Genomic DNA, 25,744 nt, shown 5'->3' on the forward strand with positions numbered 1-25,744 from the left:
ATAGGCAAAGCACACGAATTGGGAGCTGAGGTAGTAAAAATATTCCCGGGCTCGCAAGTGGGCGGACCAAGCTTTGTAAAAGCCGTTAAAGGTCCAATGCCTTACGCCAGTATAATGCCAACGGGTGGCGTTTCGCCAACCGAAGATAACCTGAAACAATGGTTTGATGCGGGAGTAACCTGTGTGGGCATGGGAAGCCAATTGTTCCCGAAAGAGGTTTTGGCTGAGAAAAATTACCAGTACATTACCGATAAATGTGCCGAAGCATTGGCAATAATCGAAAAGCTGAAATAGCAGAGACTACTAAAAAGCATGCTTTTTAACCAATTTTAAACTAAAAAAATGAGCGCTAAAGACTTGAGATTAAATCTACAAATCATTTCATTGTTTGTTGCAGCATTGTTTTTTTATAGCTGTTCCAATTCAGCTAAAAAACAAGAAACTCAGCAAACCATTTATGCCAATGAAGTTATTCCGTTTTTTGAACATTGGAACCTGATTTTAGGTGATGGCTCAAATGCCGGAGAAGCCTTGAATCTGGAACACAAAGATTATTTTTATACAGCAAATGACGGAAAAAACAACTGGGTGGTGTTTAAATCTCCTAATGCCGGCGATACGCATGGAACCTCTAACAATACCAGAACAGAATTGGCTCAAAAGAAAAAATGGTACCCGGCAACTGCCAATGATAAATTAACAGCTACTCTAAAAGTTATGAATGTGTCGGCTACCGGCGATGCCCGGGTAGCAGCATCTTATGCAGTGGTTGTGGGGCAAATTCATAGTGCCGACGGGCACGAAAACGAACCTTTAAAAATATTCTACAAAAAATTCCCCGGCCATACCAAAGGTTCAGTATTCTGGCACTACGAGATTAATACTGCCGGCGACGACAATTCCGGCAGATGGGATTATTCTTCAGCCGTTTGGGGCTACGACTTTTCGGTGGTTGGCCCCGAAGAAAATACTTACCCCGAAGAACCTGCTGACGGAATTGCCCTGGGTGAGGAGTTTAGTTATGAAATTGAAGTGAAGGATAGTGTAATGTATTTAACTTTTACCAGCGAAGGACACGAAACCCGCACCTTCACCAAAAACCTGGTACAATCGGAATACACCACAATTGCTGATATTCCGGAGCAAACACAACAGCTTTTTGTGCCAATTGGGCAGGATGGTGTGGAGCGCGAAAATGCCTATGCCGATGAGGGGTGCTTCTTTAAGCTGGGCTGTTACAATCAAACCAATGGTTTGTCGCCCGAGGTGAATAAAAACTGGTGCTCGGGTGCCGAAACTTTTAATGGCGATATTCAAAAACAATACGAAACCGGCAATTATGCCGAAGTTTGGTTTAAAACTGCAAGTATTGTCATTAGCGAGGCTGCCGTTTCAAATCAGGGGTATTTCACTAAAAACGATTAAAACCATACCATTTATACTTCATAATTGTAAAATCTAAAATCACGATAAAATGCTATTCAAAAACCTTTTCCCAATAATTTTAGCCCTAATCCTGTTTTCATGCACAACACAACCTTCGGGTAATCTTATTTCAGTAAAAAACAAGACTGAACTTGCCGAGGCCATAAATAAGGCGCAGCCGGGAGATGAAATTGTTCTGGCAAATGGTATATGGACGGATATCAATCTTGAACTGACAAGTGGAGGAACAAAGGAAAAACCAGTTGTTTTAAGGGCTGAGACTCCCGGAGAAGTTTTTATTGAAGGACAATCATCGATAAAATATGGCGCCGATTATATTGTGCTTAGCGGTTTGTATTTCAGAAATGGATACACGCCAAACAACGCAATTATTGAGTTTCGCTTAAAAGGAAAAGTAGCCAATAACTGTACTTTTACCCATTGCGTAATTGATAATTTTAATCAACCGCAACGCGACAGAGCCGACCATTGGGTAGAATTTTGGGGAAGGCATAACGAGCTGAGCAACTGTAATATTATAGGCAAATCAAACTCGGGGCCAACCATTCGTGTGCTATTAAAAGGAAATGAAAGCATAAAAAATTATCATCAAATTCTCAATAATCATTTTGGCCCTCGCCCGCGAAAAGGTGGTCCACATGGCGAGACTTTACAAATTGGAGACAGCGGAACTTCCATGTCGCCCAGCAATACTTTGGTGGCAAACAACCTGTTCGACCGTTGTAATGGCGAGGTTGAAGTAATTTCGAGCAAAACCAACTACAACGAATTTCGTAACAATGTGTTTTACAAATGCGAGGGCTCGCTGGTAACGCGCCACGGAAATTATTGCTTAATTGACGGAAACTATTTTATTGGCGACGATAACTCAGAAAATATTGGTGGAATTCGCCTGGTAAATACCGGACATTGGGTGGTAAACAATTATTTTTTCAACTTAAAAGGTAATAATTTCAGGGGGCCGCTGGCTGTAATGAACGGTATCCCGAAATCGCCGCTAAACCGTTACAACCAGGTAACCGATGTGGTAGTTGCCTACAACACCTGGGTAAATTGTAAATCGCCATGGCATTTTAGCGTTGGAGCAAACCTTAGCCAGGCGGCAGTGCTTCCGCCATCCGAAATCCGCTCGGCACGCCCCGTGCGAACCGTAGTGGCAAATAATATTGTTTACAATTCAGAAAGTACTGCCGCGCCTATTGTTGCTTATGATAAAATTGATGGGGTACTTTTTAAAAGTAATGTAATTAACAGCAAAGAGTTGGCCTACGAACAACAAAATACCTTCGATTTTTGCGATTTTAACATGAGCGAAGTTGCTGATTTTATTTATTCGCCATCAACAAGTATCTGCGAAGTTGAAAATTATAATGGCTTTGATTTTGAAACAATAAAAACCGATATCTTGGGCAACTCCCGCACCGAGAATAACCGTGTTGGAGCCATGTGCGACGTGCCGTTTGAAAATCCTGAAATATTGGAAAACTCAAAATACGGAGCCGCTTGGTTTAAGGATGAACAAGTAGAAAAGACTCCTCAGGTATTGAAGGTAGCTGCAAAAACAGGAGAGCTTGAGCAAAAAATTAAAGAAGCAAAATGTGGCGATATTATTGAGTTGGCGGCCGGAGAATATGTGCTGGAAAAATCGGTGGATATCGACAAAAGCTTAACCATAAAAGCTGCCGATTCAAATGCTGAAACCAAAATAATTTACCGTGGCGAAGAAAATACCCCGCTGTTTCAACTGAATCCCAAAGGGAATTTGCTGCTAAAAAACGTGGCTCTCGAAGGCAACGGCAATAATTTTGCATTCGCCTCTTTGCCTCAAAATATGTCGTCGTTGTACAATTTAAAAGTGCAAAATTGCCTGGTTGAAAAGTTTAACTATGTGCTTAAAGCTTATAAAGAATCGTTCTCTGATAGTATTTCGTTTGTTGGATGCGAGATTTCTGATTGCCAAAACGGCATTGAACTTTCGGAAGAAACCGACGATAAAGGAAATTATAATGTGGAGTTTCTGACCATCGATAACTGTTCTTTTAACAATATTAAAGCCAATACTATCGACTACTACCGTGGCGGATACGACGAGTCGACAATTGGCGGTAACCTGCTGATTACAAACAGCACTTTTACCCGTTGTGGCGCCAACGAAGAAAATGGTATTTTACTAAATACCCGTGGAATTATTAATGTAAATATCTCGAATAATACTTTCAGAAATAACCCGGTTAAACTGGTGGCGCTGTTGTGGGGAGCCAAAAACAATACCCATGCCGATAATGAAATCAGGAATTCGGGAAAAATTGTAGTTGAAGAGAACCTGAAATTACGCTTGATGTATTAACCATGAGTTACAGAAAATTAAAAGCCTGACAAATGAAGTTTAACATGCTGTCGATTCAAAAAATATTTGTAGCTGCTTTTTTGGTTTTGCTTGTCTCACCGGCATTTGTTTCCTGTTCAAAAACAACTGAAATTGTTGTGCAGGAGATGCAAATGGAATTACCGGTTGGCGATTCGGTTTTTAAAGAAATAGTGCTTCCGGGAGAAATTGCCGACATGCAAATTGAGCATCTGGCATTGAAAGGACCCATTGACCACCGTGTATTGTTTTCGAACCGGTATGCCAGCTTACTTATATTTATTAAAGGAAACGGGCGTTTAGTGGCTGATACTACATTTTTTGAACTAGTACCTGAATCTATTGCTATTCCTCTTGAATGTAGTGAGTTAACCATTAAGGTAAACCCGGAAGAAGAGTTGCATTTTATCAGGTTTTCGAAAAAACTTACCGATGAGGATCTTGAGTTGTTAAAAACATATCCGAATGAAGAAACTGTGTTTTTTACACGGTTTGAAGATTGTGAGGCTTACACCGAAAAAATTAAGAGTCCGAATACCGTCAGCCGAACAGTTCTTCCGGAAGGTGTAATTCCACGTGTGGCACTTGGCACAGTAGAAGCTCCCGGCCCCGATGAGGTTGGCGCACATAAGCACCCTATGCTCGATCAACTGTTTCTTGGTTTAACAAATAACCATGTAACTGTTCATGCTGATGGAGCCTCAGCAGCTTTTAAAGAATATTCCTTATTGCATATCCCCATTGGCTCGAGTCACTGGGTGAGTGTTGACGAAAATAAAAAAATGCACTACATGTGGATGGATTTTTTTCTTACAATTGAAGGGCAGGAGTGGTTAAAAACACATAAACCAATTAGCACCGATAAAAACGATTATTAAATTTACCGGGAAAAAAGGTATGAGTGAAAATATCCCGGTTTTTGATGCACACGCGCACATTCTTTACGGAATAAACGGTGTAAAAAGAGGCGCCAAAACATCAACGGGCAATTACGGGAAAATAGTTTGGCGGGGAGAGGAGTTAACTTTTCTTCCGCCTATTTTTTACGATACCCGTTTTACGGCCGAAACACTGCTGGAAACCATGAATTTCTCAGGCGTTTCAAAAGCCGTACTTTTACAAAACCCGGTAATTGGTATTTTAAACACAGAAATTAGACAGGCCATCATTAATTACCCCGACCGGTTTTACGGAACCATACAGGTTAACCCGATGAAAAAAGATGCCTCTGCTATTGTAAAGAAATTTGCATCAGAAAATCAGAATACACTGAAACTTGAAATTAGCGAAGAATGGGGCTGGTCGGGCAATTATCCGGGGTTTTCTCTTAAGGGAAAAGAAATGATGAAAGTTTGGGATACGGTAGCAAACTCAGGCTTACGGGTAATTGTTGATACGGGCGATATTTTTAATAATGGTTACCAGGTTGAAAATATAAGTTTTATTGCCGAACGTTTTCCGGAAACAAAAATATTGATTGAACACCTTGGCTTCTATAGAACAGGCCTTGATGAGACAGCAAGAGCACGACGAAATGAAATGCTCGCCCTGGGGAAAGACCTGGAGAATGTATTTTTTGGATTCTCGTCGACCGCCGCGTTTATTAACGATGATTACCCCTGTGTTAAGGCACTTGAACTTTTAAAAGAAGCTGTTGAAATTATGGGGGCACATAAAATTCTTTGGGGTAGCGATATCCCTTCAACTTTTAAAAAATATACCTACCTTCAACTTATTGACGTTGTAGCATGGCACGCCACTTTTTTAACCTCGGCAGAAAAACAATTGCTCCTCCACGATAATGCCGCATCGTTTTTTGAATAATGAGCACGTGTAATTGAATTTCTAAGTAAGATCAGGGGTAATTATTCTTGCCAAAGATTTTTTCAATAGATCAAAACAGTTAGTTTTATCTTTTAAAATTCAAATAATGGGAGCTGGAATGCGTTTTATATTCGTTGTTTTATTTTTAATCGGAAGCTCCTCAGGCATATTTTCCAAGGAAAAAACTTTTAATAGAATTGATATGTCTGCCGGATTATCACATAATTCGGCACTTTGTTTGCGCGAAGACCACGAGGGATTTTTATGGATAGGAACACGCGATGGCCTGAATAAATTTGACGGTGAAAAATTTGAAATTTTTAAACATCAGTTTTTCGATTCTACAAGTTTAATTAATAACCATATTAACTGCCTTTTTGAAACCAAAGAAAAAGAATTATGGATAGGTACAGCTAATGGTTTGTGTGTATACAGTTCGCAAACTAATGCATTTCGCACTGTTAAGTTACCGGCCGGCTCTTTTCCTTCTGACTCTTACTACATACGAACAATTCTTGAAACGAATGATGGGCGCATTTGGTTGGGAACCACCGATGGATTATATATTATATCTAAAAACCGCAAATCGGTTACGTATAAAATGTTAAATCCGGAAGAAAATCATTTTGCAAATAATATTCGTAAAATATACCAGGATACAAATGGTACAATTTGGCTAGGAACTGGTAATGGCTTGTACAAATGGAAAAACAATAATCCTGAACAATATTTTGTTGACCAAAGCAATGACTCGGAAAGACAGGTTGTGCGTGAAATTACAGAAGATTCAGACGGATTATTGTGGTTAGGAACCGAACGAAACGGAATATATGTGTTGGATACTGAAGGTACAGTTCCTGAAATTATGCTTCGCCTTAGTGCGGACGACAATTTATTACCTTCAAATACAGTTAGGTGCATTTTTTTTGAAAATGATGATAATGTTTGGATTGGAACCTTTGCCGGTTTATGTATTTATAACAAACGAGAAAATAGTACCGTTGTGTTCGATCATTTTCAGGAAACAAGTGGTGCGGTAGGTAACACCTCAATTCGCGACATACTTACTGATTCGCAAGGCGGAATGTGGTTGGCCATTTACCAGGGAGGTGTAAACTATTATCATCCCCAAAAAAATCTTTTTCAACACCACTCGTGGCAAAGTCAAAAAAATCCGGAAATAAAAAACAGGGTAATTTCGGCATTAATTGAAGATGAAAAAAAGCGGTTGTGGTTAGGAAGCGAGGGTGGGGGTGTGTACCTGTCGGAAGATGAAGGAATAACGGTAACAAAAATTATTAATCCGGGCACAAATACCCAACTCGAAAATACCATAAAATCGTTAAACCTTTATAAACGAAATTTGTGGATTGGTTCGTTAACCGGATTAACCAGGTACGATGTAATAACCGGAAAAACAACCAGTTATTACCACAATCCGAAAAGCAAAAGTGCAATAAATCCAGGGCACGTTTTGGCTTTGTTACAAGAAAATGATGAAAAAATGTGGATTGGTACCAACGGAGGTGGTGTTCAGCATTTTAATCCCCTAACAGAAACTTTTGTAAATATTGAACCCTTTAATAATAAACATGTTCGTTGTTTCTTTCAGGATTCGAAAGGTCGAATTTGGGTGGGGTGCGAAAGAGAGCTTTTTGTTCTTGATAACAGGACGAATAAAATTGTTAACCTGAGCCAGGAGATTGATAACTGGCTTAGCGATGAAATAGACGTAATTTTTATAAATGAAGATGCCGGGCAAAATATATGGTTCGGTACCAGGGGCCGTGGTCTTTATCTCATAAAAGACAATAAATTACACTGGTTTAATACCGGGAACGGACTCAATGATAATACTGTAAATTCCTTGCTTGAAGGATCAGATAATGAATTCTGGATTACAACGAACAAGGGCTTGTCGAAGATAATCTTGAAAGAGAACAATGAAGGAGAACTGTATATTGAGCCACAAAGTTACTCGGTAAGCGAAGGAACCCAGGGCCTGCAATATTCTCCTAACTGCGCATTACGGTCGCAAACCGGCAAACTGTATTTTGGTGGCCCCAATGGCTTAAATGCCTTTAACCCTGATGATGTAAAAGAGTTTGAGTTTTACCCCAACCTGGTTTTTACAGACTTACAGGTTGATTATAAACAAATTAAACCGGGCACAAAAGACTCCCCATTACAAAAAGTTTTAAACGAAACCGATCATCTTATCTTTTATTACCACCAACGCGATTTTTCCATCTCGTTTACCGGTATAAACTTTATTAATCCCGATAAAAATATATACCGTTACAGGGTTGTTGGTCTTGATGATGATTGGATTGAAATGGGAAATGTGAACAATATTAATTTTACCTATTTCCCCGTTGGTACCTATACAATTAGGTTTCAGGTCACTACAAATCCACAAGAATGGGGAGCAGGGTATCGCGAAATTACCGTTACAGTTTTACCTCCCTGGTGGAAAACCTGGTGGGCCTTTTTATTATACAGTTTTGTGTTAGCCATTTTACTGTTGGTGTTTTTTGTATTGTCGCAACAATGGGCAAAAATGAAAAACCAGTTGGAAATGGAACATTTTCAGCGCGAGAAAGAAAGCGAATTGCACCAATTGAAACTAAAGTTTTACACCGATGTTTCGCACGAACTACGAACGCCGTTAACCTTAATTCTTGCCCCCTTGGAGAATCTCATTTCAAAATCAGAATTACCCATCCGCTTTCGTAATCAGCTTGCTCAAATTCAGCGCAGCGGTTTACGATTAATGCAACTGGTAAATCAAATTCTCGATCTTCGGAAATTGGAAACAGGCCACGAAAACCTGCAGGTGGCTAAAGGAAATATCATCCGTTTTCTATCTGAAATAAGTCTGGCATTTAACGAGGTGGCAAACGCCAGAAATATTGATTTTGAGTTTAACTCAGAACTGAAAGAATTGCAGGTTTGGTACGACAGGGATAAGCTTGAAATAATTTTAAACAACCTCTTGTCAAATGCCATAAAGTTTACATCGGCTGGTGGTAAGGTAAAATTGGAGCTGAATAAAGTTAAAGGCAGTAAATTGAAGGAGGCAGCAAAGGAACTGAATTCAAAAATGGATTACCTGCAGATTAATGTAATCGACGACGGCGAAGGCTTAACTGCCGATCAGCTTAAAAATGTTTTTAACCGGTTTTATTCTAAAAAAGATCCCGCAAAAAATAAATTACCCGGATCGGGCGTGGGGCTCGAGCTTACGCGCCGAATGGTTGAACTGCACAAAGGCGCAATTAGCGTATCGAGTATGCCCAATGATGCCGGAAAGAAGGAAACTATTTTTTCGATCTTTCTTGCGCTTGATAAAAGTGTTTATGCAAATGAAGAGTTGGACAATAATTTTAAAAACAGCGAAGATCCAAGTTTATATACCTTCGACTTTTTGCAACGCGAAACCGTAATTGTTTCCCCATCAGAAGAAGAGGAGGAGACTGCCCCTGACAATGAATTTGAACGACTTTTGATTATTGAAGACAATGCAGAGGTGCGGGCCTTTATTAAAGAATTGTTTGCCGATGAGTATGAAATAAGCGAAGCCGAGAATGGCGAAACCGGCCTTCAAAAGGCAATCGAAACCAACCCGCAAATTATTATCAGCGACGTAATGATGCCTGTTATGGATGGTATTGAACTTTGTAAACGCGTTAAAACCGATGCACGTACCAGCCATATTCCTGTAATTTTGCTTACTGCCCGCACTGCCCTAACGTTTAAATACGAGGGCCTGGAAACCGGTGCCGACGATTATATTACCAAACCCTTTAGTGCACGTTACCTGACTTTACGCGTTAAAAACCTGATTGAACAACGCCGGAAAATACAAGAATATTTTAAACGCGAGGCCATTTGCGATCCGGGTAGTGTAACCTTAACATCGGTTGACGAGAAGATTTTAAAAAAGGCAGTTGATTACATTATTGAAAATATTGCAAATCCAAATTTGAGTGTAAATAAATTGAGTGAGCATGTTGGTTTAAGCCGTGTTCATTTCTATCGTAAAATAAAAGCACTTTCCAATCAAACTGCCGTTGAGTTTATTCGAAATGTTCGGTTAAAACGGGCGGCAACCCTGCTCAGCCAGGATAAAATTTCAGTGAAAGAAGTGCGCAACCTTGTGGGGTTCGAAGACGCCGACTATTTCCGCAAGTGTTTTAAAGAGCAATTCGGAGTAACACCAAACGAATATTCAAAATTGAAGGCATAAAGTGTTTGCTGTCAGTCTTATATATGAAGTGTTGCATCTGTTTATGTAACATATCCCCTGTATTCTTGTTACATTTTATTTGCCATATGGTAACATTTACCCTGCCTTTGTGTAACGCAAATTTTAACAGTTGTTAACGAACTAAACTATTTTTGATTCGAACAAAAAAACCGGACTTATGAATAGTTCTAAAAAACGATTACTGGTATCGATCTTAGCCAGTGCTGCAATTCTTGCCGGCCTTATCCTTGTGCTAATTTACATTTTATTATAAATAACTAATTCAAACTTTAATCTTATGAAAATTAAATTTCATGTAAAAAGACTAGGTGTCTTGTTAATCGCATTTACGATGGCTTTGAGTAGTTTTGCTCAGAATAAAACTGTCAGCGGTACGGTTAACGGTGATGATGGTGCTCTATTACCGGGAGTTACTGTGGTGATTAAAGGAACAACGCAAGGAACAGTTACGGATGTTTCGGGTGTATACTCCTTACCAAATGTGCCTGAAGATGCTGTTTTGCAATTTTCTTTTGTGGGACTCGAAACACAGGAACTTCCTGTTGCCGGTCTTACAACCATCGATGTAACCATGATTGCCTCTGATATTGGCTTAGACGAGGTTGTTGTTGTGGGGTATGGTACTCAAAAGAAAAGCGACATTACGGGTTCTGTTGTTTCGGTAAATACCGATATTATTGAAACGCGACCTCGCGTAAGTGTTGAACAAATGTTGCAAGGAGCAGCTGCCGGTTTAAACATTAGGGTTAATTCATCAAATGCCGAAGGTTCATCAAACTCAATGCTTATTCGTGGTCAGAATTCTATTTCTGCATCGAACGACCCATTGATTATTATGGACGGTATTCCATTTGGAGGTAATCTTTCGGAGGTTAATCCGAAAGATATTCAATCCATTGAAATTCTAAAAGATGCTTCGTCAACAGCTATTTATGGTTCGCGAGGTGCCAACGGTGTTATTCTTATTACTTCGAAAAGAGGAAAAAGCGGAGACCTGCGTGTGAACTATGAAGGTACTTATGCTTTCGACCAAGTGGTTAACGTACCCGATTTAATGGATGGCGCAACTTTTTACGAAACAAAAGTGGAAAGAGGATTAAGCACGTCTGCAATTGAAGATGAAGGTTACGATAGTGGCAGGAGCACCGACTGGGTTGATTTAGCAACACAAACCGGACAAACGCAACAGCATAATCTTTCTTTCTCCGGAGGTTCGGAAAAAACCAACTTCTATATTTCAATGGCTTATTTAGATGCCGAAGGTATTGCAGTTGGCGATGATTTTAAACGTGCTACTTTCCGAATTAACCTTGACCATAAACTATTGCCCTGGATTACCTTTACAACCAATACACAATATGGTTATTACGACAGAAGTGGAACTGATGCCGACTTCTCGGATGCTTTCGATATGAATCCTCTGGGGATTCCTTACAATGAAGATGGTTCAATTCGTATGGAAACCTGGGAAGATGGTGTTTATGCAGAAAATCCACTTTTGTCAATTTTATACGATAATAGCAATAAAACACGCCGTTTTACTTCTAATAACAGTGTTTTAATCGATTTTCCATTTGTAAAAGGTTTAAGCTATAAATTAAATACAGGTTACGATTATCGTTCAACTTTAAATCAAACCTATCGTGGCCGAAATACTTTAAGCGGTTTACGTGTAAACGGTAGCCTCGATTCAAACAATACTTACGAAGAAGATTGGATTATTGAGAATATTGTTAGCTATAAAAAGGAATTCGATAAACATTCTATTTTCTTAACAGGATTGTACAGTGCGCAAAGCGAATGGCGTGAAACTCACAATGTAAGTGCGGAGGGATTCCCGAATGATGTTATGACTTATTACCAGGCCGATAAAGCAGCTTTAATTGAGCCTAGCGATTCGTACCGAAAAGTAACGCATATCTCGCAAATGGCCCGTGCTAATTACGCTTACGATTCACGTTATTTGTTTACGGCAACTGTTCGTCGCGATGGTTATTCTGCTTTTGGCGTAGATGATAAATTTGGTGTATTTCCATCGGTTGCAGTAGGATGGAACATTGCCAACGAGAGCTTTATGGAAGATATAGAAAGGGTTGATGCTTTAAAGTTACGCCTTTCGTATGGTGTTAATGGTAACGAAGCGGTTTCGGCTTATTCAACACTACCAACTTTATCTTCTGAAGATTATGTTGATGCTGATGATGGAACACTTTACGGATTTTATCCAAGCCGATTGGGCGACCCATCTTTGGGTTGGGAAACCACAACTTCATTCAACGTGGGGCTTGACTTTGGTTTGTTCAATAATCGTTTAAGAGGTTTGGTTGATATGTACTGGTCGAACACTACCGATTTGTTATTGAGCAAATCTATTTCGAATGTAAATGGAACAGGCTCAATCACACAGAATATTGGTGAAACAAAAAATAACGGTATCGAATTCCAGGTATCTTCAGTAAACGTTCATAATTCGAACTTTAAGTGGACAACCGATTTTAATATTTCGCATTATGATTCGGAAATCGTACACGTTGGTTTAACCGACGATGATGGAAATTACATTGATGACATTGACAGCCGCTGGTTTATTGGCGAACCTGTTAGCGTAAACTACCACTATGTTTTCGATGGAATTTACCAGGAAGATATGGACGGTACACCACAGGGAGATGTTACCGCTGGTGATATTCGCTACCTTGATGCTTCGGAAGATGGTGTAATTTCAACCGACGATAAACAAATAATTGGTCGTAGAATTCCTGATTTTGTTGCAGGAATGACTAATACATTCAAATACAAGAACTTTACGTTTAGTTTCTTTTTGAATACAGTAGTAGGTATAACTAAATCGAACGAATTGTTGTATACTAATGATAATGATTTGCGATTAAATCGTTACAATGTTGATTTCTGGACACCGGAAAACATGAGCAACGAATACCCAAGAAACGACAGACATGCCAGCGTAAATAAATTTAGTATGCCATTTTACCGGAAAGCCGATTTCTTGCGTTTGCAGGATATTTCTTTAAGCTACCAGCTGCCGGAAAAAACAGTTAATAAGCTTAAACTAAATAATATTGAAGTATTTGGGAATATTAAAAACCTTGCAACCTGGACTGATTGGGTAGGTTTAGACCCTGAGTTTAGCGACCAGACTGCTGTTCCACAAACAACTACTTATTTATTTGGTGTTAGAGTTGGTTTATAATCTTAAAAATTTATTACGATGAAGAAATTACTAATATTATTAACGATATGTTCCACTTTCATCATTTACTCGTGTAATGAAGATGAATTTTTAAAAGAGGAACCAAAAGACGATATTTTTGCTGAAAACCTATATGTTGATTACGATGGTTTTGTAAATGGGTTAAATGCCATTTACAGTATAATTCGACAGGAAAGACAATCGCAAAGTAACACAACACGCGCATCATTATGGCAAATGGGAACTGATAACTGCTTTATTAACAATGGAGCCGCTCAAATCGATCCATTTAATGATTACAATAACCTGCATTCCGAAAATTCAATGGTTGAAGCTAATTTTAACTGGTGTTATCGTATTATTAATTCGGCAAACATGGTAATTAACCGTGCCGAGAACTACGATGTAGATTGGTTGGGGGGCAGCGAGTCTCAAGATTTAATCAATCAACAGAAAGTAATTGGTCAGGCCCGATTGATGCGTGCGTGGGCATATCGTCATTTAAAATATGGCTGGGGCTCAGTTCCTTTAAGTTTGGATGAAATAACGGGAACAACCTATAGAAATGACTGGGAACGTGCACCTGTTGAACAAATTAATGCTCAAATGGAAACTGACCTTACCATTGCCCGCGATAACCTTGATATGATTGAAGAAACAGGTTGGGTAAACAGTGCAGTTGCCAGTACAATGTTGGCAGAACTTTACCTTGAAATGGGAGAAGATGCAAAAGCCGAGACCGAGGCCTTACGAGTTATAAACGATGGTACTTATGAATTAATGACCGACCGTTTTGGCGTAAATGAAAAAGAACCGGGTAACGCATTTTCTGATATTTTTGATAACGCACGTCCCGAAGATGGTAACAAGGAAGTTTTATGGGTAATGAACAATGCTTACATGGATGTGGTGGGTAATGCCTACGTTTATATGAAGAATGCCTGGATTACCTACTATGCCAAGGATAAGGTTTTGAAAAAGAAGAATTTGGATATTCTTTATACCTACAACGGTGGTAAAGGTGCCGGTCGTATTTCTGTTACCGATGCAGCTTTTAACTGGTACGAAGAAACCGACGACAGGTATTCGCAGTACTGTGTGAAGAAATTCTTCATTTATCCGGTTGACGATGCCGCATCTGCGTTTGATACAATTCGATATGTAAATATGGATTACGATGAGCCGGATGACCTGGAAGACCACTATTTATGGCCATATGTATTGAAGTGGGAATACAACGACCCTTATATTTTGGATAATGCTTCTCGTGCAGGACAATACGACGACCAAATGTTTATGCGTTTGGCAGAAACCTATTTATTGGCTGCCGAAGCTCTTATGAATCAGGGAAAAAACGACGAGGCAGCCATGTATTTAAATGCTGTACGTACTCGTTCAAATGCATCAGAAATTACTGCTGCCGATGTTACATTAGATTTTATACTGGATGAACGCTCGCGCGAGTTGGTAACGGAAGAATATCGTAAACATACCTTGGTACGAACAGGAACATTCTACGATAGGACGGTTATGTACAATCCTCGTTTAGATGAGTCGAAAGTAAATCCATTTAACGAGTACTTCCCAATTCCTCAGGGAATTATTGATTCGAATACTGGTGCCGTAATGGAGCAAAACCCGGGTTACAATTAATATAGTTTGATTAGTTTAGTTATTCAGTAAGGGATTTCAATATTGAAATCCCTTACTTTCTCCTAAATCATTGAAAAACGGTATAAAATGCACAAAACAAAAATACTACTGCTGTTCTTTACGCTTTCAATTGGCGTATCTGGTTTTGTAAAGGCCCAAAAAACAAACGTTATTATGCTTATGGCCGACGACCTTGGCTGGGGTGACGTGGGCTTTAATGGGAACGAAAAGATTATCACTCCACACCTTGATAAAATGGCCGAAGCCGGTATGAAATTTACCAATTTTTATGCGGCAGCACCACTTTGTTCGCCAACACGTGCCAGTTGTTTAACCGGACGTGCACCGTTTCGTCAGGGAATTTTTGCAGCCCACACCGGGGCCATGCGTAACGCCGAAACTACCATTGCCGAAGTGTTGAAAAAGAAGGGATATGCAACCGGATTTTTCGGAAAATGGCATTTGGGCTGGGTGGAAGCCGACAAGGTAGAAAGCCGCGGACATTATTCTCCACCATGGCATCATGGTTTTGAAGAGGTATTTGCTACAAAAAGTGCTGTTCCAACCTGGGATCCAACAATTTATCCCGATAACTGGAGCGGTTTTGGAAGAGGGGAAAACGGAAAATGGGGAGGATCGATTTATGTGCACAATGGCGTACCCGAAACTGAAAACCTAAGTGGCGACGATAGCCGGATAATTATGGACAGGGCAATCCCGTTTATCGAAAAATCAATCAATGAAGAAAAACCGTTTCTGGCTACTATTTGGTTTCACACACCGCACGAACCGGTTGTGGCTGGGCCCGAATACCTGGCCAAATACCCCGGTTTGCCGGAAGAACAAAAACATTTATACGGCTGTATTACTGCCATGGACGAACAAATCGGCCGTTTAAAAGCATTTCTGAAAGAAAAAGGTGTAGCTGAAAATACCATCCTGCTTTTTTGTTCCGATAATGGCCCTGCCGACCCACAGGCAAAAGCCGGAATTGCTTCAGCTGGTCCGTTCCGCGGACACAAACATCAAATGTGGGAAGGTGGTTTACGCGTTCCTTCGGTAATTGAGTGGCCCGGTAATATTGAAGCCGGACAAACAAGTGATTTTACAGCTTGCACCAGCGACTATTTTCCAACCATTCTTGAAATGCTGAACATACCGGTACCCGATAAAGTTCCTCTCGATGGAATTAGCATTTTGCCTGTTTTAAGAGGAAAAGAAATAGAACGTACAATTCCTTTTGCTGCTGGTTTTCTCCGTCATTACAGAGATATAGAAACTTATGCATTTATTGATGGGCAGTATAAAATTTGTATACCCGACAAAGGCGATGAGATGATGCTTTTTGACCTGGAAGACGACCCGGAAGAGTCGAATGATTTGGCTCAGGAAAAACCGGAACTTTTTGAAAAGCTAAAAGCCGGACTGGAAAAAGTAAAAGCCTCCTGGACACTCAGCCGCGAAGGATATGATTACCAGTGGTAAGCCTATTCTTTTCGTCAAAAGAAATCCTGAAAGGATTTAAATAACCCCGGGTTTCAACCCGGGGACTAAAAGCACCGAAATAATGCGGTTCATTCAATAGAATAACATTGAAATATAAAAGTTTCATGAACCGCAAAAAAATGAACCTCATTAAAATCTCAGTAATGAAACAGATATTTTCGCTAGTTATAATTTCTTTAATAATTATTTCCTGCTCATCTCCCTCAAAAAAACAAGCAGAAGCTCCTGAGCAACAATACCTAATGGTAGACGCCAAAACCCGTGTTTACCACGATGACGGCACGCGAACATACCGCCCGTATAAACCCTTTAAAACCCGTACGATAGAAATTCTGGCAGGTTATGAAACTCCTGAAAAGGTACCTGTTCTAAATCAATACGGCGGAAATACTGACTTTAAAGAAGAAGCAACCGGATTTTTTCACGTTAAAAAAATTGGCGACCGCTGGTGGGGAATCGATCCGGAAGGCAACCGGTATATAAACATTGCTTTAAACAGTTTAAATGCCAAAGGCTCGAAAGGAATGAACCAGGCCCTGAAAGAAAAGTTCGGCTCAAAAGAAAACTGGATGAAAGAAACCATTGCTTTATTGCAGGTGTATGGTTTCAATTGTGCCGGCTCCTGGTCAGATCATGAGGCTATTATTGAGTACAATAAAACAGCTGAACAACCCATGGCTTACACCATAAACTGGAATTTTATGAGCAGCTATGGCCGAAAACGCGGAGGAACCTACCAGCAGGCCGGGCATACTGGCTACCCCAACGATGCCATTTTTGTGTTCGATCCCGAGTTTGAGACCTTTTGCGATGAACATGCCAGGCAATTGCTGGAGTACAAAAACGACCCTAATCTTTTTGGCCATTTTTCTGATAACGAAATGCCGTTTAAGTTCAAAGCCATCGATAATTATTTAGCCCTGCCCGAAAACGAAGCAGGAAGAATAGCAGCTGAAAACTGGTTAAAAGAAAAAGGTATAACAAAAGCTGAAATTACCGATGAACATCGCGAGGAATTTATGGCTCTGGTTGGCGAAATGTATTTTTCCATCGTATCAAAAGCCATAAAAAAATACGATCCGAACCACATGTACATAGGGGCACGATTTTATGCCGACGAAAAACATCACGAACAATTTATGCGCGCTGTTGGTCAACACCTCGATATTGTTTCAAATAATTATTATAACCACTGGACTCCCGATTCGGCACATGTGCAGGAGTGGACTGAATGGACCGGTCGTCCGTTTATTGTTACCGAATATTATACCAAAGGCGAAGACTCGGGGATGGGTAATATCAGTGGAGCCGGATGGATTGTACGCACACAGGAAGACCGCGGTTTGTTTTATCAGAATTACAACCTGGCCTTGCTCGAATCGAAAAACTGCGTGGGCTGGCATTATTTTAAATACATCGATAACGACCCCAATCAAAAAGGAGTCGACCCATCGAATGTAGATGCCAACAAGGGAATTGTAAGCAACCGCTACGTGCCGTGGACTCCAATGTTGGATAAAATGAAGGAATTAAATACGCAGGTGTATAACATTGTGGAACATTTCGACAAATAAAAATAGAGAGGTATGATTAGCGTTGGAAAAGGACTACTGACCCTGGTAACTTGCTTGCTTTTTTGGCAATGCAATGCTGTTGTACAAAATGATGGTGACGAGGTAAAGGATGAACAAGCCAGGAATCTGGATATATATCTTTTAATTGGCCAGTCGAATATGGCTGGCAGGGCCACCATTGAAGGGGCTGATAAGGATACCCTTAAAAACGTATTTCTGTATACGGGAACCGTCGGCTGTGAATGGGAAAAAGCTGCTAATCCACTCAATAAATATTCTACCATCCGAAAAGATATTTCCATGCAAAGACTTGGGCCGGGATACCACTTTGCAAAAACTATGGTTGAATTAAACGGAAAAAATTCCATTGGCCTCGTGGTAAACGCCAAAGGGGGTACAAAAATAGAGCTTTGGCAACCCGGGGGCGAGTTTTACAATGAGGCAGTAAAGCGCACCAAGGCCGCATTGAAATACGGAACTTTAAAAGGAATTCTTTGGCATCAGGGCGAATCCAATAGTTCGAAATACAACGAATATATGCCTAAAATAATAGTACTGATTGAGGCTTTACGTAGCGATTTAGCAGTGAAAAACTTACCTTTTGTAGCTGGTCAGTTATCTGGCGACAAAGAAAATCGAGCCGGTTTTAATCAGATGATTCTCGACTTACCCAATAAATTACAAGGTTGTGGTGTGGTTTCTTCTGAAGGAACCGGCACTATTGATAGTACACATTTCGATGCCGCAAGTCAGCAGTTGTTGGGGCAACGCTATGCTCAAAAAATGTTTGAAATTCAGGCAAAACAGAACTAAGATTAAACCACAATTTATATGTGACGATTCCGCTTAATATTTGTACATGATATAAAAATTTACCAACTGAAACTATACCTAAAATGAAAAAGACAAAATGTTTGAATGCGTTCATTATATTGCTTTTAACAGTGTTTTCATGCAGTGTAAAAGAGTCTTCTAATCTGATTTCCAATAATAAAATAGGTAATATAGAACCAAAGAATTCTTCTGAAGTCGCTTCATCTCCCTTTGGCATTCAGGCGGGTACCTTGGTAGATAGCCTGGTTGCACAAGCTGCTGAAATTGGTGTAAAATGGACACGCTTGGGGGCAGGATGGAATGAAATTGAACGTGAGAAAGGGGTTTACGATTGGTCTGCTACCGACAAAGCTTTTGAAGTTGCCCTGAAAAACGGGATAACTCCGTTTATAACCGTAGGTAGAGGTAACGAGTTATATTCGAAGTTAACAACTTACGACGACCCAAAACTGGCCGAAATTTATGGATACAGGCCAGAGCCACCCATAAAAGATCCCGTGGCTATGGAAGCATTTCTTGCTTTTGTAAAAGCAACGGTTGAACGTTACAAAGATAAAATTGATTACTGGGAAGTGTGGAACGAACCCAATCATCGTAACTATTGGGGCTCAACACCCGATGGAAAAGAATACGGACACTTGCTTGTAAAAACGGCTGAGCTTATAAAACAAACCGATCCGGGGTGTAAAATAATTGGCGGATCGATGGCGGGTATTAATCCGGAATTTACCAATGATTTTTTAAGCGTGGGGGCCGATAAAATTATCGATATTATTTCGTACCACAACTATGGCGCAGTTCCCGAAGAAAGAGTGTATAAAGCCATTGAATTGTGGGATGTAATTAACAGTTATAATCCTGAAATTGAACTCTGGCAAGGCGAATGTGGTTATCCGTCGCATAGCAGTACCCGCGATTTCAGGGGCCGTGCTCCCTGGGGTTTAAACATTCAGGCCAAATGGCTTTTACGCCAAAGTTTTGTTGATACCTATTTCTGCAAAGCCACTTTAAGCAACTATTTTAAACTGGTGCATACCAGCGGCAAAGGTGAAAAGCAACAGCGAACAAACCTGCGTCCCATCGATAAACTTTTTGGATATCCGGAACGTGGTGGTTCGCGGGTACGAACAAAAGGCGTTAACGAAAAATGTTTATTAACCAATCCTAACTTTGAGAAGAAACCGGCATTTTATGCCTATCAAAATTTGTGTGCCGTTTGGAAACCGGAGTATAAACCCAATCCGGTTGAATACAAAATTGAAATTCTGGATGAAGGTGTTTTTTACGGAATTTCGGAGGACGACGCCTTTCCATCCGTTCCGCTGATGGCTACATATTCCGATAATGAGGGAAATAACCTGGTAGCCTGGTGGTTACCCTGGAATGCGCAGGAGTACTTACCCGAGCTGGCAAAAGTTAATATCGAAATAAAAGGAATCAATTTCACCGATCCCGTCCTGCTCGATCCTTTAACAGGCGAGGTATATGAAATGGAAATTGTAAACGAGGAAGGAGCATGTATTTTTGAGAACGCCCTACTCGCAGATTACCCGATGATTGTTATTGAGCGTAAAACAATAAAACTTATCTAATCTAAAATACCAACGATGGAAAATAAAATTAAAAATCCGCTTCTGGGAAATAGTAAATATTGGTTTCTGTCTTTTGTTTTCATTACGAATTTGCTGATAGTAGTAAGTGTTTCGAATACATCTTTCGCTCAGAATAAAATAAAGCGTAGTGGCCCTACCAGCATTGTTCCAAGTTTAAATGCTTATTCTTTTAATAAAATATTGCTTTCAAAAGATGAGGAGGGTAATCCTAAATTCACCCTGTTTGATTTGCTGGATTGGTGTGCCGAACAAAATATAAAAGCAATAGATGTCACCGGATATTATTTCCCCGCTTATCCTGAAGTTCCTTCTGACGACTACTTGTTTGCCTTCAAACAAAAAGCTTTTCTGCTGGGAATTGATATTTCAGGTACAGGAATAAGAAACGATTTTGCATCACCTGACCCAGAAGTAAGACAAGAAGGAGTTGAATTGGCAAAAAAATGGATCGTAGTAGCGTCCAGGTTAGGCGCTCCGGTTATTCGTTTATTTGCCGGGAAAATCCCCGAAGGTTACGAAAACAAATGGGATGAAGTGGCTGAATGGATGATTCCTTGTTTTAAAGAATGTGCCGAATTTGGAGAGAAACATGGGGTGATGATTGGAATTCAAAACCACGGTGACATGATTCAGACCAGCGAACAATGCCTTAAAGTATTGAAAGCGGTTGATTCCAAGTGGGCAGGCATTATCCTGGATACCGGAATGTTTAAAACAAAAGACCCCTATGAAGACATAAAAGCGGTTACCCCTTTTGCTGTTAACTGGCAAGTAAAAGAAAGTGTTTTTGGCAAGGAAAGTGAAATCCGAACAGATTTTTCAAAAATTGTAGAAATCCTGCGCGAAAACAATTACAGGGGATACCTTCCGGTTGAAACGCTTGAAAATAAAAATAAAGCTTACGATCCTTTTGTTTTGGTTCCGGAAATGATTACGGAATTAAATAATGCTTTGAAATAAAAACAAATAGCATCTATAAGAATGAGAAGAATATTTTTAACAATAGCAGGATTTCTACTGCTTATGTCTGGAATAGTCATGGCTGCAGAAAAGCCCAATGTCATTTTTATTGCGGTTGACGATTTGAATGACTGGGAAGGTTATATGGGTAATAGCCAGATTATCACGCCAAATATGGACGCACTGGCCTCACAAGGAACATTTTTTAAGTCTGCCCATTGTCAGTATGCGGTATGCGGTCCTTCGCGTGCAAGCGTGATGTCTGGTATGTATTACCACAGCCTGGGTTTTGGTGTTGATGGAGCACTGCAGCAGAAGGACGACGCAGTCTATGACGCGGTCAAAAAGAAAGGATCCTCCCTGATCTATGAATATTTTGCGGATCATGGCTACAAGACAATGGCGGCTGGTAAGCTTCTTCACCATCATGTTCCGGAAGAGACGGTTGACGTTTCTCATGGCCGGGGACCATGGGATTTCAATCGTGATGAAAATGGAAATCAGAAGAGGATGAACTGGTTCGGTTCAAAAGGACTTCTCGATTGGGGACCCATAAATAAACCTGAAAATGAAATGAGTGATTATAAAGCCGCTGAATGGGCAGTAGATCAACTCTCACAGGACCATGATAAACCGTTCTTCCTGATGACAGGCTTTCTGCGTCCACATACACCTTTACATATTCAACAGAAATACCTGGACATGTATCCGCTCGATGAAATTGAACTTCCACCCTATAAAGCAGACGACTATGATGATATTCCCAAAGCGGCCAGGGAAACCTGGAATTCCTATCCCACTACGTCATGGGCGATTGAAAACAAGCAATGGCGCAAGATGCTGCAAGCCTATATGGGTTGTATAACCTTTACAGATGTCCAGATTGGAAAAATACTAGAAGCCCTGGAAAACAGTCCGTATAAGGATAATACCATTATCGTATTGTGGTCGGATCATGGATTTCACATGGGAGAGAAAGAGAGGTTTCAAAAACACACCGCGTGGGATCGTTCGACAAAAGTTCCACTGGTCATCGTAGATCCAAGAACCGGTCCAACACAAGGTTCAACCAAACCGGTTGATGCCAACGTTGAGCTGATTGACATTTATCCAACACTGCTGGATCTTTGCGGACTTCCTGAAAACAAAGTAGTTGAAGGGCGAAGTCTGGTTCCTCTGATGGAAAATCCGGATCTTGAATGGGAATACCCTGCTTACACCTTCCGAAGAGAGACATATGCGACGGTAAAATTCGGTTCCTATCGGTTTATAGAATACTTTGATGGTTCTATGGAACTGTACAACCACGCAAATGATCCGAACGAATGGAATAACCTGGCAGATAATGATAAATACAAAGATATCATCGAACATATGCATGGATTACTCCAGGAATCTGATGTTATATTGGGCTACAAGGAATCCAAACAGAGGTAATGCCTTGGTTCCAAAAGCCCGATAATTGCCTTTAGGAATGATGTTTTGTTTTAAAATAGACTTAGTTTTTTGTAGGATAAAATACCCTAAGATATTGACGGGAATTTTTATATCATGAAAAAAATCAATTTATATGCGGCATTATATGGTTAATCTAGTATTATTAATTCAAATGTTCCTCATATCTTCATTTGTAATGAGCCAGGAAAATTCCAAAGAGAGTTACCAAATTATACCTTTTGGCGAAGGAGGCACAAAAAAAATGACCTATGATCGCCGGCAACATCCACAAGCTGTGCTTATGGGCGACAAAATCCATCTGGTTTATAATGGCGGAGCACCTGAAAAAGCTACAAAACTAGAAAAAACATTTCCTTTTTTAACTACCTACAATTTAAAAACCAGTACATTTTCGGAGTCTGTTCAACTACCTGGAACAGTAAGTAAAGACCACCATTATGGCCCTGTAATTTGGGTCGATAATAATGACTTTTTACATGTACTTTCGGGCTGTCATAAAACTCCGGGAACACATGTAATTTCAAAAGCAAAGAACAAAACTGAAGATTGGGAAATTGTTGCGCAAATTGCTCCATCGCTATCTTATCCGTCGGTTTCTCAAATTTTTAATAAGCAGCAGTTAATCTACTATCGCACCGGAGAACACCGAAGTTCGTGGACCTATAGCATTAGTTCAGATAATGGAATTACATGGAAAACTCCAAAAGATCCCGTTGTTGATTTAAACAATTTGGATGAGCTTTCTGGAAAAGACCATAAGGATATGGATGAGGCTTCTTCTTATCATACTTACTTGCCCTCAAAAGATGGAAAATCCATTCACATCGCTTTTGTATATTACGATGATAATAAGAAAAATCTTGCTGAGAAATCGTACAATCCACTTTACAAAAGAAACCTGGGGACTTTAAAAACCAATCTTTATTATGTGAAAGTAGATTTGGAAACAGCTCAGGCCTACAATTTTGATGGAGTGGAAATGACAACTCCAATTCATTTAAAAGAGGCGAACAACCAATGTAAAATATGGGATACAAATTGGCGAGGCGCGGGAATTCCGCCTGATATAATCTTTGATAAAAATAATAATCCTGCGTTTTTGCATGTGCTTACCGAGGATATTTTTGAAAAACTGAATTACTATTACGTTCGACGAGTTGGAAATGAATGGAAGCAGATCATCATTGCTCCGGCCTGTCATAAGTGGAATAGTAGTCATCTTACAATTGATAATGAAGGAATATTGCATGCTTATTTATTAATGGACGACGGATATTTTGAATCAAAGGGAAAAGGAGTAATGAACAGTCATGGCGGTGGAACACGCATTGAAGAATGGATTTCAAGCGATGATGGTTTTACATGGGAAATGAAAAATACACTGCTTAAAGCGGAGGGAGAATATCAGGGTTGGCGTTTTAATAATGTTCAACCTATAAAAACAAAAGAAGGAAATATTAAAGAAGATATGTGGCTGTTTTACGGCTGGGAAGAAAAAAATGATGATGTCGCTCAGGCAAAAGCATTTCTGTTAATTAAAAACCAAATAGAAAAATGATGACACGAGTAATAGCTTTTCTAATTGTATTGTTGAGTATTTCACAGCTTGTAATGAGTAAAGAAAAATCTCCAAATTTTATTGTAATCCTCTCCGACGACCAGAGCTGGGTAGGGAGTTCTAAACTGATGGATCCAGCTATTCCTGAATCGAAAAGTGATTACTACCTGACACCGAATATGGATCGGCTCTTTGATAAGGGAATGCGCTTTACTCAGGGATATGCTCCGGGGCCGATTTGCTGTCCTACCCGCAGGAGTTTACAGGTTGGTCAAAATACCGCTCGCCATATGTATCAGAAAGATCAGCCTGGTTGGACAGAATACTACAAAGAGCAACCAAATATTCCGCGGGCACTCAAAGCGATCGATCCAAACTACCGCACCGCCCACTTTGGTAAATGGGATATGCGTTTCGACCTAATAACTCCGGAGGAACTGGGTTACGATGCAAGCGACGGTTACACCAGTAATAACGAAGGTGGTGCTAAAGGGAGCAAGAAACCCTCTGCGACAGACGATCCTAAATTAATTGATCAGGTTACCAGGAGTGCTGAAGATTTTATGCGACAGTGCCGGGATGAAGGCAAGCCCTTTTATGTTCAGGTTTCCCACTATGCTGTGCATTTGAAAATTTTTTACAAGCAGGAAACACTTGACAAAGTAAATAAACGCCCAATAGGAAAGATCCACAGAGACCCCGAGTTCGCGGCTATGACCGAAGACCTGGACACAGGGGTGGGGCGCCTTATGAAGAGTATTAATGAGCTCGGTCTGCAGGACAATACATACGTCATTTTTATGTCGGACAATGGAGGCAGAGTGAGCCCCAGTAAAATAAAAGCGCCCAACCAGAACACACCTTTACGAGATGGTAAGCATAGTTTGTATGAGGGCGGGATACGCGTTCCCTTTACCATCAGCGGACCAGGCATCGAAGCAGGAGCTGTCTCACACGTTCCTGTTTCAGGGGTGGATCTATTGCCAACAATTACAGATCTTGCAGGTGAGGAGCTGAAATATGAAAATTTAGATGGAGGAAGCCTCAAATCTCTCTTGATGGGAGAGTCTCAGACGGTCAATCGTAAAAATGATTTTTTTATTTTTCATAAGGCTGTTACCCGTGAGCCAATAAGCGCAATTCGTCAAGGAGACTACAAACTCGTCAAGACATGGGATGAAAATAAAATTGAATTATTCGATTTAAGTAAGGATCTGGGAGAGGAGAACGATCTTTCGAAGAAGATGCCTGAAAAAACGGAAGAATTACATAATCGACTTGTAACGTACCTGGATGACGTTAATGCCACCACAGAAAAAATGGGTAGCAAAAAACAGATTTATGGGCTTTGGAAGAAATAATAAAAGACAGAATTTATGCCTTTCGGCCTCTGATCTTAAGGAGCTTAATTGTGTAAGTTTGTTAGCATCCGAAAGGAACTTTCTTCGGTAAGTAGTAAAAACAAATAACAT

General features: G+C 40.2%; 15 protein-coding genes and 1 pseudogene. All 16 read left to right on the forward strand.

Going from position 1 to position 25,744, the window contains the following annotated elements; all coding sequences use genetic code 11:
• Positions 1–294: pseudogene (locus QZ574_RS09855) on the forward strand (bifunctional 4-hydroxy-2-oxoglutarate aldolase/2-dehydro-3-deoxy-phosphogluconate aldolase); the annotation flags it as partial.
• Positions 295–342: 48 nt separating this feature from the next.
• Positions 343–1,425, forward strand: a complete 1,083-nt coding sequence (locus QZ574_RS09860; protein WP_297089312.1) for a polysaccharide lyase family 7 protein — start codon at positions 343–345, stop codon at positions 1,423–1,425.
• 49 nt (positions 1,426–1,474) lie between these two features.
• Entirely contained in the window at positions 1,475–3,793 is a 2,319-nt protein-coding gene (locus QZ574_RS09865; RefSeq protein ID WP_297089313.1) for a chondroitinase-B domain-containing protein, read from the forward strand.
• Positions 3,794–3,825: 32 nt separating this feature from the next.
• Complete coding sequence (locus tag QZ574_RS09870; protein WP_297089314.1) at positions 3,826–4,689, forward strand: hypothetical protein; 864 nt, start codon at positions 3,826–3,828, stop codon at positions 4,687–4,689.
• A gap of 19 nt (positions 4,690–4,708) precedes the next feature.
• Positions 4,709–5,635 carry an amidohydrolase family protein gene (locus tag QZ574_RS09875; RefSeq protein ID WP_297089315.1) on the forward strand — a complete coding sequence of 309 codons (927 nt, stop codon included), beginning with the start codon at positions 4,709–4,711 and terminating at the stop codon, positions 5,633–5,635.
• A gap of 202 nt (positions 5,636–5,837) precedes the next feature.
• Positions 5,838–9,884, forward strand: a complete 4,047-nt coding sequence (locus tag QZ574_RS09880) for a two-component regulator propeller domain-containing protein (RefSeq protein ID WP_297089316.1) — start codon at positions 5,838–5,840, stop codon at positions 9,882–9,884.
• A gap of 298 nt (positions 9,885–10,182) precedes the next feature.
• Positions 10,183–13,116, forward strand: a complete 2,934-nt coding sequence (locus QZ574_RS09885; protein ID WP_297089317.1) for a TonB-dependent receptor — start codon at positions 10,183–10,185, stop codon at positions 13,114–13,116.
• Positions 13,117–13,134: 18 nt separating this feature from the next.
• Entirely contained in the window at positions 13,135–14,769 is a 1,635-nt protein-coding gene (locus QZ574_RS09890) for a RagB/SusD family nutrient uptake outer membrane protein (protein ID WP_297089318.1), read from the forward strand.
• Positions 14,770–14,856: 87 nt separating this feature from the next.
• Positions 14,857–16,254: a sulfatase-like hydrolase/transferase gene (locus QZ574_RS09895; RefSeq protein WP_297089319.1), complete on the forward strand. Its 1,398-nt coding sequence runs from the start codon at positions 14,857–14,859 to the stop codon at positions 16,252–16,254.
• Between the two features lie 164 nt (positions 16,255–16,418).
• Complete coding sequence (locus tag QZ574_RS09900; protein ID WP_297089320.1) at positions 16,419–17,849, forward strand: agarase; 1,431 nt, start codon at positions 16,419–16,421, stop codon at positions 17,847–17,849.
• Between the two features lie 12 nt (positions 17,850–17,861).
• Positions 17,862–18,662: a sialate O-acetylesterase gene (locus tag QZ574_RS09905; protein WP_297089321.1), complete on the forward strand. Its 801-nt coding sequence runs from the start codon at positions 17,862–17,864 to the stop codon at positions 18,660–18,662.
• A gap of 83 nt (positions 18,663–18,745) precedes the next feature.
• A complete protein-coding gene (locus tag QZ574_RS09910; RefSeq protein ID WP_297089322.1) occupies positions 18,746–20,275 on the forward strand; it encodes a hypothetical protein in 1,530 nt (509 codons plus the stop codon).
• A gap of 15 nt (positions 20,276–20,290) precedes the next feature.
• Positions 20,291–21,256: a sugar phosphate isomerase/epimerase family protein gene (locus tag QZ574_RS09915; RefSeq protein WP_297089323.1), complete on the forward strand. Its 966-nt coding sequence runs from the start codon at positions 20,291–20,293 to the stop codon at positions 21,254–21,256.
• Positions 21,257–21,277: 21 nt separating this feature from the next.
• Positions 21,278–22,693 carry a sulfatase gene (locus QZ574_RS09920; protein ID WP_297089324.1) on the forward strand — a complete coding sequence of 472 codons (1,416 nt, stop codon included), beginning with the start codon at positions 21,278–21,280 and terminating at the stop codon, positions 22,691–22,693.
• 145 nt (positions 22,694–22,838) lie between these two features.
• Positions 22,839–24,272: a BNR-4 repeat-containing protein gene (locus QZ574_RS09925; protein ID WP_297089325.1), complete on the forward strand. Its 1,434-nt coding sequence runs from the start codon at positions 22,839–22,841 to the stop codon at positions 24,270–24,272.
• On the forward strand, positions 24,269–25,633 hold the full coding sequence (locus tag QZ574_RS09930; RefSeq protein ID WP_297089326.1) for a sulfatase: 1,365 nt from the start codon (positions 24,269–24,271) through the stop codon (positions 25,631–25,633). The genes QZ574_RS09925 and QZ574_RS09930 overlap by 4 nt, the downstream gene beginning before the upstream one ends.
• Positions 25,634–25,744: the final 111 nt, after the last annotated feature.

The organism is uncultured Draconibacterium sp., assembly GCF_913063105.1.
Lineage (GTDB): Bacteria > Bacteroidota > Bacteroidia > Bacteroidales > Prolixibacteraceae > Draconibacterium.

Excerpts from the sequence above, each read along its gene's own strand:
- QZ574_RS09860 (WP_297089312.1), top strand. The coding sequence starts at position 343 with ATGAGCGCTAAAGACTTGAGATTAAATCTACAAATCATTTCATTGTTT.
- QZ574_RS09865 (WP_297089313.1), top strand. The coding sequence starts at position 1,475 with ATGCTATTCAAAAACCTTTTCCCAATAATTTTAGCCCTAATCCTGTTT.
- QZ574_RS09870 (WP_297089314.1), top strand. The coding sequence starts at position 3,826 with ATGAAGTTTAACATGCTGTCGATTCAAAAAATATTTGTAGCTGCTTTT.
- QZ574_RS09875 (WP_297089315.1), top strand. The coding sequence starts at position 4,709 with ATGAGTGAAAATATCCCGGTTTTTGATGCACACGCGCACATTCTTTAC.
- QZ574_RS09880 (WP_297089316.1), top strand. The coding sequence starts at position 5,838 with ATGTCTGCCGGATTATCACATAATTCGGCACTTTGTTTGCGCGAAGAC.
- QZ574_RS09885 (WP_297089317.1), top strand. The coding sequence starts at position 10,183 with ATGAAAATTAAATTTCATGTAAAAAGACTAGGTGTCTTGTTAATCGCA.
- QZ574_RS09890 (WP_297089318.1), top strand. The coding sequence starts at position 13,135 with ATGAAGAAATTACTAATATTATTAACGATATGTTCCACTTTCATCATT.
- QZ574_RS09895 (WP_297089319.1), top strand. The coding sequence starts at position 14,857 with ATGCACAAAACAAAAATACTACTGCTGTTCTTTACGCTTTCAATTGGC.
- QZ574_RS09900 (WP_297089320.1), top strand. The coding sequence starts at position 16,419 with ATGAAACAGATATTTTCGCTAGTTATAATTTCTTTAATAATTATTTCC.
- QZ574_RS09905 (WP_297089321.1), top strand. The coding sequence starts at position 17,862 with ATGATTAGCGTTGGAAAAGGACTACTGACCCTGGTAACTTGCTTGCTT.
- QZ574_RS09910 (WP_297089322.1), top strand. The coding sequence starts at position 18,746 with ATGAAAAAGACAAAATGTTTGAATGCGTTCATTATATTGCTTTTAACA.
- QZ574_RS09915 (WP_297089323.1), top strand. The coding sequence starts at position 20,291 with ATGGAAAATAAAATTAAAAATCCGCTTCTGGGAAATAGTAAATATTGG.
- QZ574_RS09920 (WP_297089324.1), top strand. The coding sequence starts at position 21,278 with ATGAGAAGAATATTTTTAACAATAGCAGGATTTCTACTGCTTATGTCT.
- QZ574_RS09925 (WP_297089325.1), top strand. The coding sequence starts at position 22,839 with ATGGTTAATCTAGTATTATTAATTCAAATGTTCCTCATATCTTCATTT.
- QZ574_RS09930 (WP_297089326.1), top strand. The coding sequence starts at position 24,269 with ATGATGACACGAGTAATAGCTTTTCTAATTGTATTGTTGAGTATTTCA.